Origin of the sequence: Paraburkholderia sp. Clong3, assembly GCF_050436485.1 — a bacterium.
Classification (GTDB): domain Bacteria; phylum Pseudomonadota; class Gammaproteobacteria; order Burkholderiales; family Burkholderiaceae; genus Paraburkholderia; species Paraburkholderia tuberum.
Window position 1 is genome coordinate 1006086 of the sequence record NZ_JBNDMH010000003.1, and the last position, 15745, is coordinate 1021830.

Genomic DNA, 15745 nt, shown 5'->3' on the forward strand with positions numbered 1-15745 from the left:
GGTGACGTGCGCCGGGATCGAGGGTGACGGCAGGGGAGATCCATGAAAACGAAGATCATCGGAAGATATATTGCGGCGTCGCTGGCCATGTTCGGTACGGCTGCGACCAGCGCGTACGGTTATGAGTTCACGACGGGTCTTGGTGATCTCACGGGTTCATGGGTGACCAACCTCACGGGGGGCGCGGGCATCCGCACAAAAAACCCGAGCTGCTCGCTTACCGGCGACCCGAACTCGTTCGGTTGCGGCGCGGCAGCCAACACCAATCAATGGGGCGTGGGTGACGACGGTAATCTGAACTACCGCAAGGGTCAGCCCTTCAGCACCTACGTCAGCGCGACGAGCGAACTGCTCTTCAAGATGCCCAGCGAGGGCCTAAAGTTCATGATCCGTGGCACGGGTATGTACGACTTCCTCGCCGGCGACACGAACCGCACGCCGCTGTCGAGCACCGCTGCGGCGCAGGTCGTCTACAACGTGCAACTGCTCGACCTCTGGGGCGAGAAGGATTTCACGATCAACGGGCAGAGCGCGCACGTGCGCCTCGGCAACCAGGTGGTCAACTGGGGCGAGAGCATGTTCGCGCAGGGCGGTATCAACGCCACCAACTCTCTCGACGTGCAGAAGCTGCTGATTCCCGGCTCGCAGCTGAAGCAGGCGCTGCTGCCCGCGCCGATGATCAGCTTTGCAGCGGACCTTTCTCATGGCTTTAGTACTGAGGATTACTACCAGTTTTCGTGGAACGGCAACCGCTATCCGCCGGTGGGCTCGTTCTGGTCGGTATCGAACAGCCTGGGCCGGGGAACCAACCCGTATACGGTGAGCACCACTAATCTGAACGTGGCCGGCCCCAGCGCCGGCACCATCGCGGGGGCCAGCAGCGGCAACCAGAACGTGCTCGACGGCATCAATAACGGCCTCGTCAGCGGTGCGTTTGCGGGGCCTCCCTTTAACGTTGTCGGCCTGCCCGTCAACTGGCAGGCGCCATCGAAGTACCATCCGCAGTTCGGCATGAAGTTCAACTATTCGCCGCGCTCCTTCGATGCGAACTTTGCTGTCTATTACGAGAACTACACCGACAAGTCGCCGGTGCTTTCGTCTCTGGCCAATGGGACGTTGGACTGGTCGTATCTGCAGAACCGTCAGCTCTTCGGCGCCAGCGCTAACTTCGGGATCGGCAACTGGGCGATCGGCACCGAGCTCTCGTACCGGCCGCACGATGCCGTCGCACTGTCGAGCTGCTATGGCGCAGGTGGCCCATTGGACCTGAACACCAACGGCGTGGCCGGCGTGAATTGCCAGCAATGGGCCGACATGAAGAAGCTCCAGTACGACATCAACGGGCTGCTGGCGCTAACGCGCAGCGAGTATCCGTTCCTCAAGCTGCTCGGTGCGGATGTAGCGACGCTGACCTGGGAGCTCACATGGATCTACTACCCTGGCCTGAGCCAGCGCGGCGTCACGCGCTCGGTGGATGGCCAGACGGTCACGCAGGTGCCTCAGGCGGGCTACCTGCCCTGGCTGAACAACGGATCCAGCCTGGGCTACCCGATCGGCATGGCGCAGGGCACGTCGAGCTCCGTGGGCGCAACCATCGATTTCAACTGGACCTACGACGGCACGCTGATTCATGGCTGGCAGGTGACGCCGGGCGTGACGTTCGCCGACGGACTCTACGGCTATACGCCGACGCTTACTGCGAACTACCTGCAGGGCTCGAAGTCGCTGAACCTCTACGTGCTGTTCAACCAGAACCCGACGGTCTGGCAGGCGGGCATCAATTACACGCTGTTCTGGGGCGGGCACAACACCGTAGGCAATCCCTACGCAGACCGCAACTTCGTCGGCATGTTCGTCACCCGGAACTTCTGATGGCCGAAACGCCGGCGTGGGGTCCGATGCCGCTTGTCGCCGGAGCTGCCGAAACATTTGAAGGGAAAATGCCGTGTTAAATCGCCTTGTCAAAACGCTGGAAAGGGTGTTCTTCGGTCACCGCATGGCGGTGCTGGTGAGCATTGGCCTGTTCACCGTGGTCATGGCATTTTTTGCCGTGCAGTTGCGGATGGATGCGGGCTTCGAGAAGCAGATGCCGATCGGCCACGAATACATTCAGACCTTCCAGAAGTACCGCTCCGACCTGCTCGGCGCGAACCGGATCACCGTGGTCGTGCGTGCACGCAAGGGCTCGATCTGGACGAAGGAAGGGCTTACGCGACTGTACAAGGTGACCCAGGCGGTGACGTACCTGCCGAACGTGGACCGCATTGGCGTGCAGTCGCTGTGGACGCCGAACGCCTACGTGAACGAGATCACCGACGAGGGCTTCCGCGCGGAGCCAATCATCTCCGGCACGATCACGCCCGACCAGCTCACGCCCGACGTTGTCGCGAAGGTGCGCCGTGCGACGACACTCGGCGGCTATATCGGCACGCTCGTTTCGCACAACGAAGACAGCGCCATGATTACGGCCGAGCTCAACGAGCGGGACCGCAATGGCAAGGTGCTCGATTACGTGGCGTTCAACCGCCTGCTCGAAGCCCAGATCCGCAAACCGTTTGAAGATGCGGGCTATGAAATCCAGATCATTGGCTTCGCGAAGCAGATCGGCGATATCGCCGATGGCGCGACCGCCGTGCTCGGCTTCTGCGGCATCGCGTTGCTGCTCACGGCGCTTGCGGTCTACTGGTACTGCCATTCGGTGCGCTTCACGGTGCTGCTGATTTCATGCTCGCTGACATCGCTCGTCTGGCAGTTCGGCACGCTGAAGCTGTTGGGCTTTGGACTGGACCCGCTCGCGGTGCTGGTGCCATTCCTGGTCTTTGCGATTGGCGTCTCGCACGGCGTACAGCAGGTCAATTTCATCGTGCGGGAGATTGCGCACGGCAACAGCTCGTTCGATGCGGCGCGGCACAGCTTCAGTGGTTTGCTGATTCCGGGCGTACTGGCACTCGTCACCGCATTCGTATCGTTCATCACGCTGCTGCTGATTCCGATACCGATGGTGCGGGAACTGGCGATCACGGCGTCGCTCGGCGTCGCATACAAGATCGTGACGAATCTGATCCTGCTGCCGGTGGCGGCGTCATGCTTCAACTTCGCGAAGAGCTACGCGGACAGCGCGCTCAAGCGCAGCGAGCGGCGCTCGGCGTGGTTGCGCGGGCTCGCGCGCATCGCCGAGCCGCGTTATGCAGGCGTGACCGTTGCATTGACGCTGGTGGTGTTCGCACTTGCCGCGTGGCAAAGCCGCGACCGTGTGATCGGCACACTGCAGCCGGGCGCGCCAGAACTGCGTGCGGATGCGCGTTTCAACAGCGATGCCACGTCGATCGCTTCGAGCTACGACATCGGCCTCGACTGGCTCACTGTCGCGATCGAGTCGGCGCAAAAGGGCTGCGACAACCCGGCAGTCGGCCTGTACGAGGACGACCTCACGAGCGCGATGCGCACCGAGCCAGGCGTGGTGTCGGTCGAGTCCTACTCGGCGATGCTGCGCCGCTACAACCAGGGCTACAACGAGGACTACCCGAAGATGAATGTCGTGCCGATCGACCCTGGGAACTACGGCGCGGTCTCGGTGGATGTGGGCCGGGTGAAGGGCTTCATGAAGGCGGATTGCAGCATGACGGCCGTGCACCTGTTTCTCACCGACCACAAGGCCAAGACGATCAGCCGGATCCTGGACGACGTGAAGACGTATCGCGCTACGCATCCGTTCCCGGGCATCACCGTGCGTCTCGCGGCGGGCAATGCGGGCGTACTCGCCGCGACCAACGAGGAAGTGGCAGCGAGCGAGTTGCCTATGATGCTCTACGTGTATGCAGCGATCCTGATACTGGTGTTCCTCGCCTACCGCGACTGGCGCGCGATGCTCGCGTGCTGCCTGCCGCTCTCGGTGGCGACTTTCATCGGCTACTGGTTCATGAAGGAACTGCAGATCGGGCTCACGGTGGCGACGCTGCCCGTCATGGTGCTGGCGGTGGGTATTGGCGTGGATTACGCGTTCTATATCTACAACCGGCTGCAGGTGCATCTGGCGGGCGGGCAGAACATCGTGAAGGCTGTGCAGCACGCAATGCTGGAAGTGGGTGTGGCGACGATCTTTACGGCTATCACGCTGGCCATTGGCGTGGCGACATGGAGCTTCTCGGCGCTGAAGTTCCAGGCCGACATGGGCAAGCTGCTGGCGTTCATGTTCCTGGTGAACCTGCTGATGGCGATGACGGCACTGCCGGCGCTGGCCTCTGTGCTGGAACGGTGGTTCCCGAGGCGCAAACCGGCGCGTGCGCCTGGACTCTTCAGCCATTGAACAGGGGAGACGCAGTCATGATCAAGATACTTGTTGCTTGTGCCGCGCTGTGCGCGAGTGCGGCAGTCTGGGCTCTGCCGCCGGGAGCCATTGCGGAGTGCGCGGCGATGCCCGCACACGCGTGGGCGGCCCCGTCCCACATGATGCTGCTGGACGCCACGCGTGCGGGTAAGCGCATCGTGGCGGTGGGCGAGCACGGCGTCATCGTCATATCGGATGACGAAGGAAAGACGTGGCGCCAGGCGAAACGAGCGGCTGTTTCGGCGACGCTCTCGGCCGTCACCTTTACCGACGCGCAGCACGGCTGGGCGGTCGGCCAGTGGGGCGTGATTCTCGCAACGGGCGACGGCGGCGAGACCTGGCAGAAGCAGCGCATGGACCTCTCGGTGGACCAGCCGCTCTTCTCAGTGCTGTTCACGAGCCAGAGAGATGGCGTGGCCGTAGGCCTGTGGTCGCTGATGCTCGCCACGCACGACGGCGGCAAGACGTGGACGAAGGTGACTGTGCCGAAGCCGCCGGGTGGCACGAGGGCGGACCGCAACCTGTACCACATTTTTGCCGACAGCAAGGGCGCGCTCTATATCGATTCGGAACAGGGGATGGTGCTGAAGTCCACGGATGGTGGCGCGAACTGGAGCTATCAGGCAACGGGCGGCAAGGGCACGCTGTGGACGGGCGTGGCGCTGCCCGACGGGCGGATCGTGGTGGGCGGGCTGCTGGGCAGCCTGTACCAGAGCAGCGACGGCGGGGCGACGTGGGCGGCGCTGAACGTGGGCACGAAGAGTTCGATCACCGATCTCGTAGCGACTCGAAACGGACTGATGGGCGTCGGGCTCGATGGCCTTGTGTTCCGGCAACGCGAGGGCAGCACGTCGTTCGAGGTTCATCAGCGCGACGATCGCGCAACGCTCACCGCCGCATTGATTGATGGCGCCGGCAAACCGGTGTTGTTTTCGCAGGAGGGGGTGCTGACGGTCCATTGAGAAGCGCCAGTCGCTACCTTGTTAGAACGTTTTCCTTAAGAGCAGAGAAGGAAAGGGGAGAAACAATGAAACTGAATTGGGCATGAAAGATGGATCGGAAACGTAAGCCGGATACACAGACCCGGCGCCAGCTGCTACGCGTTACGGCGATGGGCGCGGCGTCACTCGCGGCCGGCGGCATGTCGCTGGCACAGGCCGCCGTAACGAAGCCCATGAACGGCGACATTCTGGACGTCGCGATCATCGGCGCGGGTCTCGCTGGATTGACCGCGGGCCGTGACCTCAAACTGGCCGGATGCGATTCGTTCGTCGTGCTCGAGGCACGCAACCGCGTCGGTGGACGCACCTATAACCACGACCTCGGACACGGTGTCGTTTCCGAAGCCGGAGGGCAGTGGATCGGTCCCGGCCAGACCGCGATCTTCGATCTGGCACGTCAACTCGAGATCGATACGTTTCCGAGCTGGTACACGGGTAAGACCATCGTGATGGCGCAGGGCGCTACGGTGGCGCAGGATTTTCATGGCGGCACTGGGGGTGACGACACGATCGGCAACCGGCTTGCCGAACTGTCGCGCGGCGTGCCGTCCGGCGCGCCGTGGAAAGCGCCGCATCTGGCGGAACTGGACAAGCTCTCTTACGGCGAGTGGCTCTTGCAGCAGGGCGTGAAATACGAGGACGGCTACTTTCTCGCGCTAGCCGCGAAGCTGACCACGGGCGGTGCGCCGGCGCAGCTGGGTCTGCTGCACTACTTATCGATGATCAACAGTGCAAGCTGCAACTACACGCAGCTCGAAGCGTTCAAGGGCGGCGCGCAGGAAACGCGCATCGTCGGCGGTTCGCAGCGTCTGAGCATCAAGATGGCCGAGCAACTCGGCGACAAGGTCAGGCTGTCCTCGCCCGTGCGCAAGGTCACCGGCTGGGATCGTGGCGTTGTGGAGGTGCACACCGATCAGGGCGTGGTTAAGGCGCGTCGTGCGATTGTCGCGATGAATCCGGCCCTGTGCAATCAGGTTGTTTTCGATCCGCCGTTGCCCGGCGGGCGGGCGCAACTCCAGCAGAACTGGCCCACGAACGCCCCCATGCGCAAGACGGTCCACGTCTACGACAAACCGTTCTGGCGCGACGCCGGTTATTGCGGAACGATCTTCCAGGTCGGTGGCCCGGTCTTCATGGCGTACGACAACTCGCCTCCCGATGCATCGCTCGGCGTGATCGCCGCATTCGTCGCGCCGGGGATGTTGCCGGACGATTCCGCGATGGCCGAAAAGACGCTGTCGGCCACTTTTGCCAAGGCATTCGGCGACCGCGCGCTGCATCCGACGCAGTTCCACGACTACGACTGGGGCCGGGTCGATCCGTGGACCCTGCATTGCATCAATCCCATGCCGCCGGGCTTCTGGACCAGGTGGGGCAAGTATCTGCATCCCGAAGTGGGGCGCCTGATCTGGTCAGGGACTGAAACCGCCGACATCTGGGCCGGCGCGATGGACGGTGCCGTGCGTTCGGGCCACCGCGCTGCCTTGCAGGCGCTGGCCGGCTTCACTCGACGCGGCGAGGAGGCGTGAATGAAACGGGCATGGATCGTAAGCGCAGCCGTTGTGCTGGCAGGCGTCGCAGGCGTGGGAGCGCTCTACGGACGCGATTACCTCGACGGTATGCATTTCGAAAAGGCGATGAGCGAGATCGACAAGACGGCAGTGGCCAACGGTGGCCCATGGCCGCAACCGCAGGAGACCTGCTACTTCTGCCACGGTGCGCACGGGCAGTCCGTCAACGCCTGGTATCCGGCGCTGTCCGGACAGCCAGAAGCTTATCTCGTCGCCCAGTTGCACGCGTTTGCCGGCGACCTGCGACCTAACCCCCACATGGGGGCGATTGCGAGGGAGCTGACGGACGAGCAGATCAAGTCGTTGGCTGTCTATTTCGCGCGGCAGACGCCGGCCCAAAGCGAAGCGGTGCACGTCCAGGCGGCGCTCGAAAAGCGCGGGATGGCGCTCGTAGCGGCGAAAAGCTGTCAGGCCTGCCACGGGGCGTCGTTCATGGGCCGCAACCTGGTGCCACGACTGGCGGGCCAGGGCGAAGCCTATCTCGCGAAGCAGCTTGCTGCGTTCAAGACGGGCGAGCGTCGTGACCCGAGCGGCGCAATGAACGGGATGGCGGCCACGTTGTCCGGTGAAGACATCCAGGCGGTGGCCAGCTATCTGGCGAGCCTGACGCCGGGTGGCAGCGCCGCAGGCGCGCAATAGCTGCCATGGCGTAACGGGCAGGAACAGTGGGGTGACAGGGGAACACCCTGTATTTTTTCAGTTTCGTTAAGTTGTCAATATGACCTAAGTTGGTTATTGTGTTCTATTAATGAAACGTGCTTCATCGCAACACTGACTGACGGTGCTGTTTGTCAGCCGCCGGCGACATCCCCGCATTTGACAGACGCAACATTTAACCAATCACGTTTCAGGAGACAAGCATGGCAAAGCATCCCGTCGTCGTTTATGGCGCAAGTGGTTACACCGGCATGTTGATCATGGACTGGCTCATCGACCAGGACATTCCCTTTACGGCGGTCGCGCGTAACGCGAAGCGCACGCAGGACATGATGGCCCAGCGTGTCGTGCGCCTCGAATCGGCGAACTACGAAGTCATCGAAGCCGAGCACAACGTGGATTCGCTCGTGAATGCCTTTCGCGGTGCAAAGGTCGTGTGCAACACGGTCGGGCCGTTCTTCAATTTCGGCCTTACCGCCGTGGAAGCGGCGCTCAAGGCAGGCTGCCATTACCTCGACACCACTGGCGAGCAGCACTATATCCGCCAGGTTCGCGAACAGTTCGGCGAGAAGTTCCGGCAGGCGGGGCTGCTGGTATCGCCCTCGAATGCCTACATGTACACGTTCGCGGAAATCGCCGCCGAACTGGCGCTTGAAACGCCCGGCATCGATGCGCTGGAGACCGCCACGCTCACGCGCGGCCCGCGCGGCGCTGGCGCCGGTGTGAGCGTGGGCTCCACTGCGACCATCTTCGAAGGCTATCGTCAGGAAGCATGCTATCTGTGGGAAAAGAAGCTGGTGCCGCATGACAGCCACGCTTCGTTCAACATCGCCTCTCCCGACTTCCTTCAGCCCGTGTTCGCCCTGCCGTGGGGCGGGACGTCGCTGCCGGTCTACTTCGAGCACGATCCGCGCGTGCGCAGCTGCGTTTCCTGCGTGGGCTTCTACGACAACAATGCGATGCAGATGGTGCACGCGCTTGGACAGAAGTGGGAAGCCGAGTACGCGAACTTGCCGCGCGAGCAGCAGGATGCGGTGCTCAAGCAACTCGTCGACTCGACCGCGCCGGCCATGCCGCCGCGCGAACGCACGTCGCTTCATCGCACTGTCGACTTCGCGATCGGTCGCGGCCAGCTCTCCGCCGTTCGCGCGACCGTGCACGGCATCACGCCATACATCGCGACCGGCGCGATCCAGACGGCCGCGGCCATCAAGCTGCTCGACGGCGAGACCGCGAAGGTGGGCTTCGCCTCGGGTTCCCAGGCATTCGGGCATCGCTATCTGCTCGGCTTCCTCGAGCAGCGTGGGCTCGCGCGCGCGACCGTCGCTCAGCTGTAAGCGCCGCGAGCGCGCAGTTTCGGTACAGATTCAGGACAGACAGGGAAACACGGGATATGGCAATCATTGACTTCTTCGACCGCGGTTGGCGCATCAACCCCAACGGCATCGCCTACATCCAGGACGAGCGTAGCTATTCGTTCGATGAGGTGCACACGCTGTCGTGCCGCATCGCTAACGGCCTGCTCGCTGCCGGCTTCGAAAAGGAAGCGAAGGCAGCGGTCTGGGCCGACAACGACGTCACGGCATGGACCTGCACGCTGGCGCTGTGGCGTGCGGGTGTGGTGTGGATCCCGGTGAACGGGCGCAACGCGCCGCAGGAGAACCAGTACCTCCTCGACGCGTTCGATTGCGAAGCGCTGTTTTTCCACCAGACGTTCGCACCGGCGATCGAAGCGCTGCGTCCCAGTCTGCCCAAGGTCAGGCTCTGGGTCTGTATCGATGCCGATCTGCCGTGGGCGCCGTCGCTCGAGAAGTGGAGCGCGGCGCAACCTGCGACAGAGCCGCGCGTCGATTACGACATGGACGACATCGTGACCCTTTCGGCCACGGGTGGAACGACGGGTTTGCCGAAGGGTGTGATGAACACGCATCGCGCGTTTCAAACCTACTTCGCGCAGTTCATGATGGCGTTTCCGTATGGCGTGGAGCGGCCGGTGAATCTCGCCGCCGCGCCCATGACGCATACTGCGGGAATGCTCTCGCTGCCGTGCACCGCGCGCGGCGGCACGGTGGTCGTGTTGCCCAAGCCGAAGCCGGCGCTTCTTCTCGCGGCGATCGCGAAGCATCGGGTCACGGAGTTCTTCCTGCCGCCGACGGTCATCTATCGCCTGCTCGATATCCCCGGCATCGAGGACCAGGATTTTTCGTCGCTCAAGTGCTTCCTGTATGGCGCCGCGCCGATGTCGGTGGAGAAGCTCAGGCGCGCGATCGTGGTGTTCGGTCCGGTTATGGCGGGCGGCTACGGACAGACGGAAGCCCCCGCGTCCATCTCCTATCTCACGCCTGCCGAGCACTTCGTCGACGGCAAGCCTGCGCCGGACAGCCGGCTCTCGTCGGTCGGCAGGCCCAACCCGCTGATCCGCGTCGAAATCATGAACGATCGCGGCGAGATCCTGCCGCAGGGCGAGACCGGCGAAATCTGCGTGCGCGGCGACCTTGTCATGAAGGGCTACTACAAGGCGCCGGAGAAGACTGGGGAAACGATCATCGACGGCTGGCTGCACACGGGCGACGTCGGTCATCTGGATTCCGAAGGGTATCTGCACATCACCGACCGCAAGAAGGACATGATCATCAGCGGCGGCTTCAACGTGTATCCGAGCGAAGTCGAGCAGGTGATCTGGGCTCATCCGGCGGTGCAGGATTGCGCGGTGATCGGTGTGCCCGACGAAAAGTGGGGGGAGGCCGTGAAGGCGGTGGTGGAGCTCAACGCGGGTCAGAGCGTCAATGCCGAAGATCTCGTGGCGTTGTGCAAGGAGAAGCTCGGCTCGATCAAGGCACCGAAGACTGTGGACTTCGTCGCGGCACTGCCTCGCAGTACGGCCGGCAAGGTGCTGAAGAAGGATCTGCGCGAGCAGTACTGGCAGGGTCAAACCCGCCGGATCTGAGTCAGCAACGTTGAGATAAAACACCATGATCGACATTTACATCGCCGGCATTGCAATGACCGTGTTCGGCCGGCACTTCGAGCGCAGCATCGACGATCTCGCGGGCGAAGCGCTACGCGGAGCATTGAAGGATGCGGGTTGCGATGCTGGGGCGATCGGCGCGGCTTTCTATGCCGGCATCACCAATGGGCCGCTGCAGGGCCAGCTGTCAATTCCGGGGCAGGTCGTGTTCAGCAAGATCGGGATTGAAGGCATTCCGGTCTACAACGTCGAAAACGCCTGCGCATCGGGCAGCACCGCGGTGCATCTCGCAGCGCAGGCACTTCGGTCGGGCGCCTGCGATGTGGCGCTCGCGCTCGGCGCGGAGAAGATGAACGTCGCGGACAAGGCGAAGTCATTCGCCCTGTTCGAGGCGGGCTGGGACGTGTCGCGCGTCGACGAAAACTTCGCCAGGCTGATGAAGCTCGGCGAAGGCATCGAGCCGCCGCCCGGAGCGGAGTCCGATCGGCCCTATAGCCGCTTCATGTCGGTCTACGCCGCGCTGTGCCGGTATCACATGAAGACCTACGGCACCACGCAACGCCAGATCGCCGCCGTGTCGTCGAAGAACCATCGGCATTCGGTGCACAACCCGTATTCGCAGTTCCGCCAGCCGTTCACGATCGACGAGGTGCTTGCGGCACCGCCGATCACGTATCCGATCACGCTGCCGATGTGCGCGCCGGTTACGGACGGTGCGGCAGCGGCGATCCTCTGCACCAGGGAGGGGCTGCGGCGCATCGGCGCCGACCCCAAGCGTTGCATCCGGATTGCGGCGAGCGTGATCCGCAGCTTCACGCATCGAAGCGCCGACGAGCCGGAAAAGAACATCGGCCGGCTCGCCGCGCTGCAGGCCTATCAACAGGCAGGCCTCGGCCCCGAGGACATAGATGTCGCAGAAGTGCACGACGCGTCGGCAATGGGGGAAATCATCCAGGCTGAAAATCTGCAACTGGTCCCGATCGGCCAGGGCGGCCCCGCAGCCGAGCGCGGCGAGTTCACCCTCGGCGGGCGTATTCCAATCAATACATCCGGCGGCCTCGAATCGAAAGGCCATCCACTGGGTGCGACGGGAATCGCTCAGCTATACGAACTGGTGACTCAACTGCGCGGCGAAGCGGGCGCGCGTCAGGTATCCCGTGCGCGGCACGCAATTCAGGAAAACGGCGGCGGATTTCAGGGTATCGAAGAGGCGGCGCTCGCCGTCCACATTCTGAGCAAGACTTGAAGGAGCGTGCATGAGCGAGACAACGGAAACCCAGGCAGGACAGCAAGGCGACTCGCGCTCCGGAGTGAACCGCCGCACTTTCCTCAAGGGCGCGGCGGCAGTAGCCGTAGTGGTGCCGGCAGTGGCGGCCACGCAATGCGCGCGCGTCGAATCGGCTGGGCCAGTGGAGGAGGCCAAAATGACCGCTGACATGGAGAAGTACCGCGCGCTTGGCGGCTGGGTGGAAAGGCCGGCCGACATACAGCCGGAACTCGTGGGCGACACGAGTGCGGATGTGATCATCGTCGGCGCCGGGTTTGCCGGGCTGTCGGCTGCGCTGGAACTGGTCGGGCACGGAGCGAAAGTGATCGTGCTCGAGCGCGAGTTTGCCGGCTTTGGTGCAAGTGGACGCAACGCTGGCTATCTGGCCGGCGCACTCGCGCTCGAGTACGATCTTTTTCTCAAGGACATAGGCAACCAGAAAGGGAGGGAGATCGTTCGCTACTACGAGGAGGCAGTCCCCTTCGTGGAGGGAAAGCTCAAGGAGCACGAGATCGACTGCGACTATAACCAGACGGGCATTATCCGCGCGGGCATCGATCCCGCGCAGGAAGACAAGGTGCGCGAGGACATGCGAACCGGCGCCGGACTGGGCTTTCAGTCGGAGTTTCTCGATCAGGCCGAGATGCGTGCGCGTGGCATTCCGCCTGCGTTCCTGTTTGGCAACTACGTGCCGCGCGGGGGCACGCTCCATCCCGGCAAGTACGTGATGGGGCTCAGGCGCGCGGCTCTGCGGGCAGGCGTGAAGATATACGAGAACACGCCGCTGCTGTCTTACACGGAAGGGCCGGTCATCATGGTGCAAACTCCGCGAGGCAGTGCGAGTGCCCCGGCTCTGATGCTGGCCACCAACGCCTATACGCCGCAACTCGGCCTGCTTGCAGACAAGGTCGTGCCGTTACGGGTCTCGGCGATCGAGACCGAGCCGCTTTCCGATGCTCAGCGCAAGGCGTTGGGTTGGCTGCGACGCGAAGGCATCGTGACGGCGCACTGGACCATGGAGAGCCATCGCCTGACCGTCAACAACACGCTCGTGGTGACGACCAAGCGCCTCCACTATCCATACGGCTCCAAAACACCGAACGTACCCGACTATGATTCGTATCGCGAGCTGCGCACGGCTCTGCATGACCGCTTCCCGACCCTCAAAGGCATCGCGCTGCGGGCATGCTGGAGCGGCTATATCAGCTTTGCCAATGACGCGCTGCCGGTCGTCGGGGCAACGGGCGCGCATCAGAACATTTTCTACAGCGCTGGGTGCTCCGGGCATGGCGTGGCCGCCCAGTCCATGGTGGGAAACATGATCGCCGGGCGGATTCGCGGCACCGAAAGTCCGCTCCTTTCGGCGCTGGATCACAAGACGCCGTCGACACTGCCCGAGCCGTTGCGATGGTGCGTCATGAATGGGGCGCTGGGCGTGGTGAACGTGCTCGACGACCGTGTGAACGGCAAGGCGCGTGCCGCGCAAGCGCAGCGGGCGTAATGCGATTAGCGCCACAGAATGCTTTCGGAGACCATGTCGCTCGAGGCCCCGATTGGGGCATTCGGAGAGTCGCTTGATGTTCGACTACTGCGAATTGAGGTGATATTGGGCGAGGACGAACGCTGCATCACGCGCCCGCCATGAGGATGGATGTTCAACCTGGTGTAAGGTATAGTCATGTTTACCTAGAGAACGGTTCGTGTGACCCATACTTCACTCAGGACGGAAAGCGATGACAGTGCCAAAAGAACCCAGCACCCGTAAGCGGCGCCCGTCGAGCGCAGCACCTTCCACGGGAACCGCACCCGACGGACTGCGGGCCCAGGGCATACGTACGCGCAATGCCATTATTCGTGTGGCGAGGAAGCTCCTGCTCGAGAATGGTCCCATGGACTTCTCGCTGCGTGCCGTTGCGCTGAAAGCGGGAATCAGTGTCAGCAACCTCCAATACTACTTCCCGACGCGGCCTGACGTCGTGCGGGCGGTGATGGCGCCGGTGATCGACACGTATCTCGATGTTCTGAAACAGGCGCTCCAGAACAATGCCTCGCCACGTGCGAAAATCGACATCATTCTCGATCAGTCGTTGCGGGACGCGAAGGACTCGAAGAACATCCCGCTGTGGTGGCATTTCTTTTCGTTTGCGTCTACAGACCCCGAGTGCGCACAGATGCGAGACGAATGGTACGACACCTTGACAAGCGAATTTGCCCAGCTCATTCGCGCCGTGAATCCGGAGCGTGGGGCGGCCGAGAGCGCACATATCGCCATATTGCTCATTTCAATGGTGGACGGAATGACACTCCATCTGGGCACCACGCGCAGCAAGCGCGCATACATGCGAGGGTTTGAGGCTATGTTCATCAAGACCGCGCATAACCTGGTGTGGGGGAAGACGGTATACGCCGAGACGGCCTAGCAGCCACAGCGCCATGCGGGCGAAGAAAGAAGACGGGGGAATACCCTGTCTTTTTTTTTCGGCTAGTGTTTTGTATTGTTACCTATGTTTATATTTGTGTTCTATAAGTGAGATGGCCGGGTTGTCGGGCAGTCCGGTCGACATGCATCCAGGAGAGGAGGAGTACCGAAATGATTCGACTGCACAAGTCCGTAGGGTTGCCGCTGGCAGGATTGACCGGTTTCGAAACGCCGATGAGCGAGGAGGAGCGTGCGATCCAGGACACGGTTCACCGTTTCGCACGCGATGTACTGAAGCCCGTCGGGCGCGAGCTCGACCGCCTGACGCCGGAGGAAGTGATCGCGCCCGGTTCGCCTTACTGGGCCGCCATGATGGAAAGCGCGAAACTGGGCCTCGATCCGCAACTTCTCACGCAGCTTCCCCCAGACATGGCGGTGCGCATCGAATCGCTGATCGGCGAAGAGCTCGGCTGGGGTGATGCTGGGCTTGCCGTTTCGATCGGCGTGGCGCCCGCTCCGTTGATGATGGCGCAGTCGGTTGGCAATCAGGAGCTGATCGACATGTGCACCGGCAAGATCGGCTGCTGGATGAACACCCAGCCCGACCGCGGCTCCGATGCCGCGATTCTCTACCGCGACGAGATCAGCGCGGGCGGCAAGCAGCCGGTCGGCAACCTCACGGCGAAGGTGGGCACGGACGAGATTGTCATCAACGGGCAGAGTTCGGCGTGGATCTCGAACGGCTCGGTCGCGCAGGTGGCTCTTGCGTATATGGCTGCAGACTACGGTGACGGCTTCTACGGTACCGGCGAACATGGCATGTTCACCAACGGCGTGGGCATGATCATTCCGCTCGATCTGCCGGGTATCTCGCGCGGCAAGCCGCTCGACAAGATTGGCCAGCGCTCGCTGCCGCAGGGCGAGATCTACTTCGACGACGTGAAGGTGCCCAAGCGTTTCGCCGTTGCATTGCAGGACGATTATCTCGGCAATCTGGCCTCGACCTGGTCGTTCGCCGGCACGCACATGTGCCAGGTGTTCGTGGGTGTGGCCCGCGCCGCGTTCGAACTCGCACTGGCGTATTGCCACGAACGTAAGCAGGGCGGGGCGCTGTTGATCGATCACCAGATGACGCAATTGCGCGTGGGCGAGATGCTGCGTCGGCTGGAGATGGCGCGGGCCATTGCGCGACGCAGCCTCGCGTTCTCGCGCCTGTCTCCGAAGAGCCATCCCTACGCGACGGCCCAGGCCAAAGTCAGCGTGACCGAGGAAGCGATGAAGATCACGCACGAGGCCTTCCAGCTTTTCGGCGGCAACGGCACCACCCGCGAATTCCCGATCGAGAAACTGTTCCGCGATGTGCGGTCCGCACTGATCGAAGATGGAGAGAACTACCACCTCACGTTGCGCCTCGGCGTGCTGGCAGGAAAGCTCTACCAGGGCGGGTGGACGAAGGAGTAAATATGTCGTCGACCCGATGTCGCGGCGTGGCGTCAGGGCTTCATGGCACCCGGATCGGGTTATCGGATCGCGAC

11 protein-coding genes are annotated in these 15745 nt (G+C 62.8%); all 11 read left to right on the forward strand.

All coding sequences use genetic code 11. The features are described from left to right. The first annotated feature begins 42 nt into the window (after positions 1-42). The 11 genes from OKW30_RS28070 to OKW30_RS28120 all read left to right on the forward strand — a co-directional run bounded on the left by OKW30_RS28070 (position 43) and on the right by OKW30_RS28120 (position 15671). Positions 43-1872 carry a DUF1302 domain-containing protein gene (locus OKW30_RS28070; RefSeq protein ID WP_429348211.1) on the forward strand — a complete coding sequence of 610 codons (1830 nt, stop codon included), beginning with the start codon at positions 43-45 and terminating at the stop codon, positions 1870-1872. 73 nt (positions 1873-1945) lie between these two features. Further along, positions 1946-4306 carry an efflux RND transporter permease subunit gene (locus OKW30_RS28075; protein ID WP_429348212.1) on the forward strand — a complete coding sequence of 787 codons (2361 nt, stop codon included), beginning with the start codon at positions 1946-1948 and terminating at the stop codon, positions 4304-4306. A 17-nt stretch (positions 4307-4323) separates the two neighbouring features. Beyond that, on the forward strand, positions 4324-5289 hold the full coding sequence (locus OKW30_RS28080) for a WD40/YVTN/BNR-like repeat-containing protein (RefSeq protein ID WP_429348213.1): 966 nt from the start codon (positions 4324-4326) through the stop codon (positions 5287-5289). Between the two features lie 89 nt (positions 5290-5378). After that, complete coding sequence (locus tag OKW30_RS28085) at positions 5379-6857, forward strand: flavin monoamine oxidase family protein (protein ID WP_429348214.1); 1479 nt, start codon at positions 5379-5381, stop codon at positions 6855-6857. Further along, the gene (locus tag OKW30_RS28090) at positions 6858-7538 is read left to right on the forward strand and encodes a c-type cytochrome (protein WP_187629633.1); all 681 of its coding nucleotides are present in this window, start codon (positions 6858-6860) and stop codon (positions 7536-7538) included. Positions 7539-7759: 221 nt separating this feature from the next. Further along, positions 7760-8893, forward strand: coding sequence for a saccharopine dehydrogenase family protein (locus OKW30_RS28095; protein WP_429348215.1), 1134 nt, complete (start codon positions 7760-7762; stop codon positions 8891-8893). A 56-nt stretch (positions 8894-8949) separates the two neighbouring features. Next, a complete protein-coding gene (locus tag OKW30_RS28100; RefSeq protein WP_429348216.1) occupies positions 8950-10503 on the forward strand; it encodes a class I adenylate-forming enzyme family protein in 1554 nt (517 codons plus the stop codon). Positions 10504-10528: 25 nt separating this feature from the next. Further along, positions 10529-11770, forward strand: coding sequence for a thiolase family protein (locus OKW30_RS28105; protein ID WP_429348217.1), 1242 nt, complete (start codon positions 10529-10531; stop codon positions 11768-11770). Between the two features lie 10 nt (positions 11771-11780). Then, on the forward strand, positions 11781-13292 hold the full coding sequence (locus OKW30_RS28110) for an FAD-dependent oxidoreductase (protein ID WP_429348218.1): 1512 nt from the start codon (positions 11781-11783) through the stop codon (positions 13290-13292). Between the two features lie 355 nt (positions 13293-13647). Further along, positions 13648-14211 (forward strand): TetR/AcrR family transcriptional regulator, encoded by a 564-nt coding sequence (locus tag OKW30_RS28115; RefSeq protein ID WP_311540531.1) that lies wholly within the window; start codon positions 13648-13650, stop codon positions 14209-14211. 170 nt (positions 14212-14381) lie between these two features. Continuing rightward, entirely contained in the window at positions 14382-15671 is a 1290-nt protein-coding gene (locus OKW30_RS28120; RefSeq protein WP_184073288.1) for an acyl-CoA dehydrogenase family protein, read from the forward strand. Positions 15672-15745 lie beyond the last annotated feature (74 nt).

Bases quoted from the DNA above. Each gene is read 5' to 3' on its own strand.
- OKW30_RS28120 (WP_184073288.1), top strand. From the start codon at position 14,382: ATGATTCGACTGCACAAGTCCGTAGGGTTGCCGCTGGCAGGATTGACC.
- OKW30_RS28080 (WP_429348213.1), top strand. From the start codon at position 4,324: ATGATCAAGATACTTGTTGCTTGTGCCGCGCTGTGCGCGAGTGCGGCA.
- OKW30_RS28085 (WP_429348214.1), top strand. From the start codon at position 5,379: ATGGATCGGAAACGTAAGCCGGATACACAGACCCGGCGCCAGCTGCTA.
- OKW30_RS28110 (WP_429348218.1), top strand. From the start codon at position 11,781: ATGAGCGAGACAACGGAAACCCAGGCAGGACAGCAAGGCGACTCGCGC.
- OKW30_RS28095 (WP_429348215.1), top strand. From the start codon at position 7,760: ATGGCAAAGCATCCCGTCGTCGTTTATGGCGCAAGTGGTTACACCGGC.
- OKW30_RS28100 (WP_429348216.1), top strand. From the start codon at position 8,950: ATGGCAATCATTGACTTCTTCGACCGCGGTTGGCGCATCAACCCCAAC.
- OKW30_RS28070 (WP_429348211.1), top strand. From the start codon at position 43: ATGAAAACGAAGATCATCGGAAGATATATTGCGGCGTCGCTGGCCATG.
- OKW30_RS28090 (WP_187629633.1), top strand. From the start codon at position 6,858: ATGAAACGGGCATGGATCGTAAGCGCAGCCGTTGTGCTGGCAGGCGTC.
- OKW30_RS28105 (WP_429348217.1), top strand. From the start codon at position 10,529: ATGATCGACATTTACATCGCCGGCATTGCAATGACCGTGTTCGGCCGG.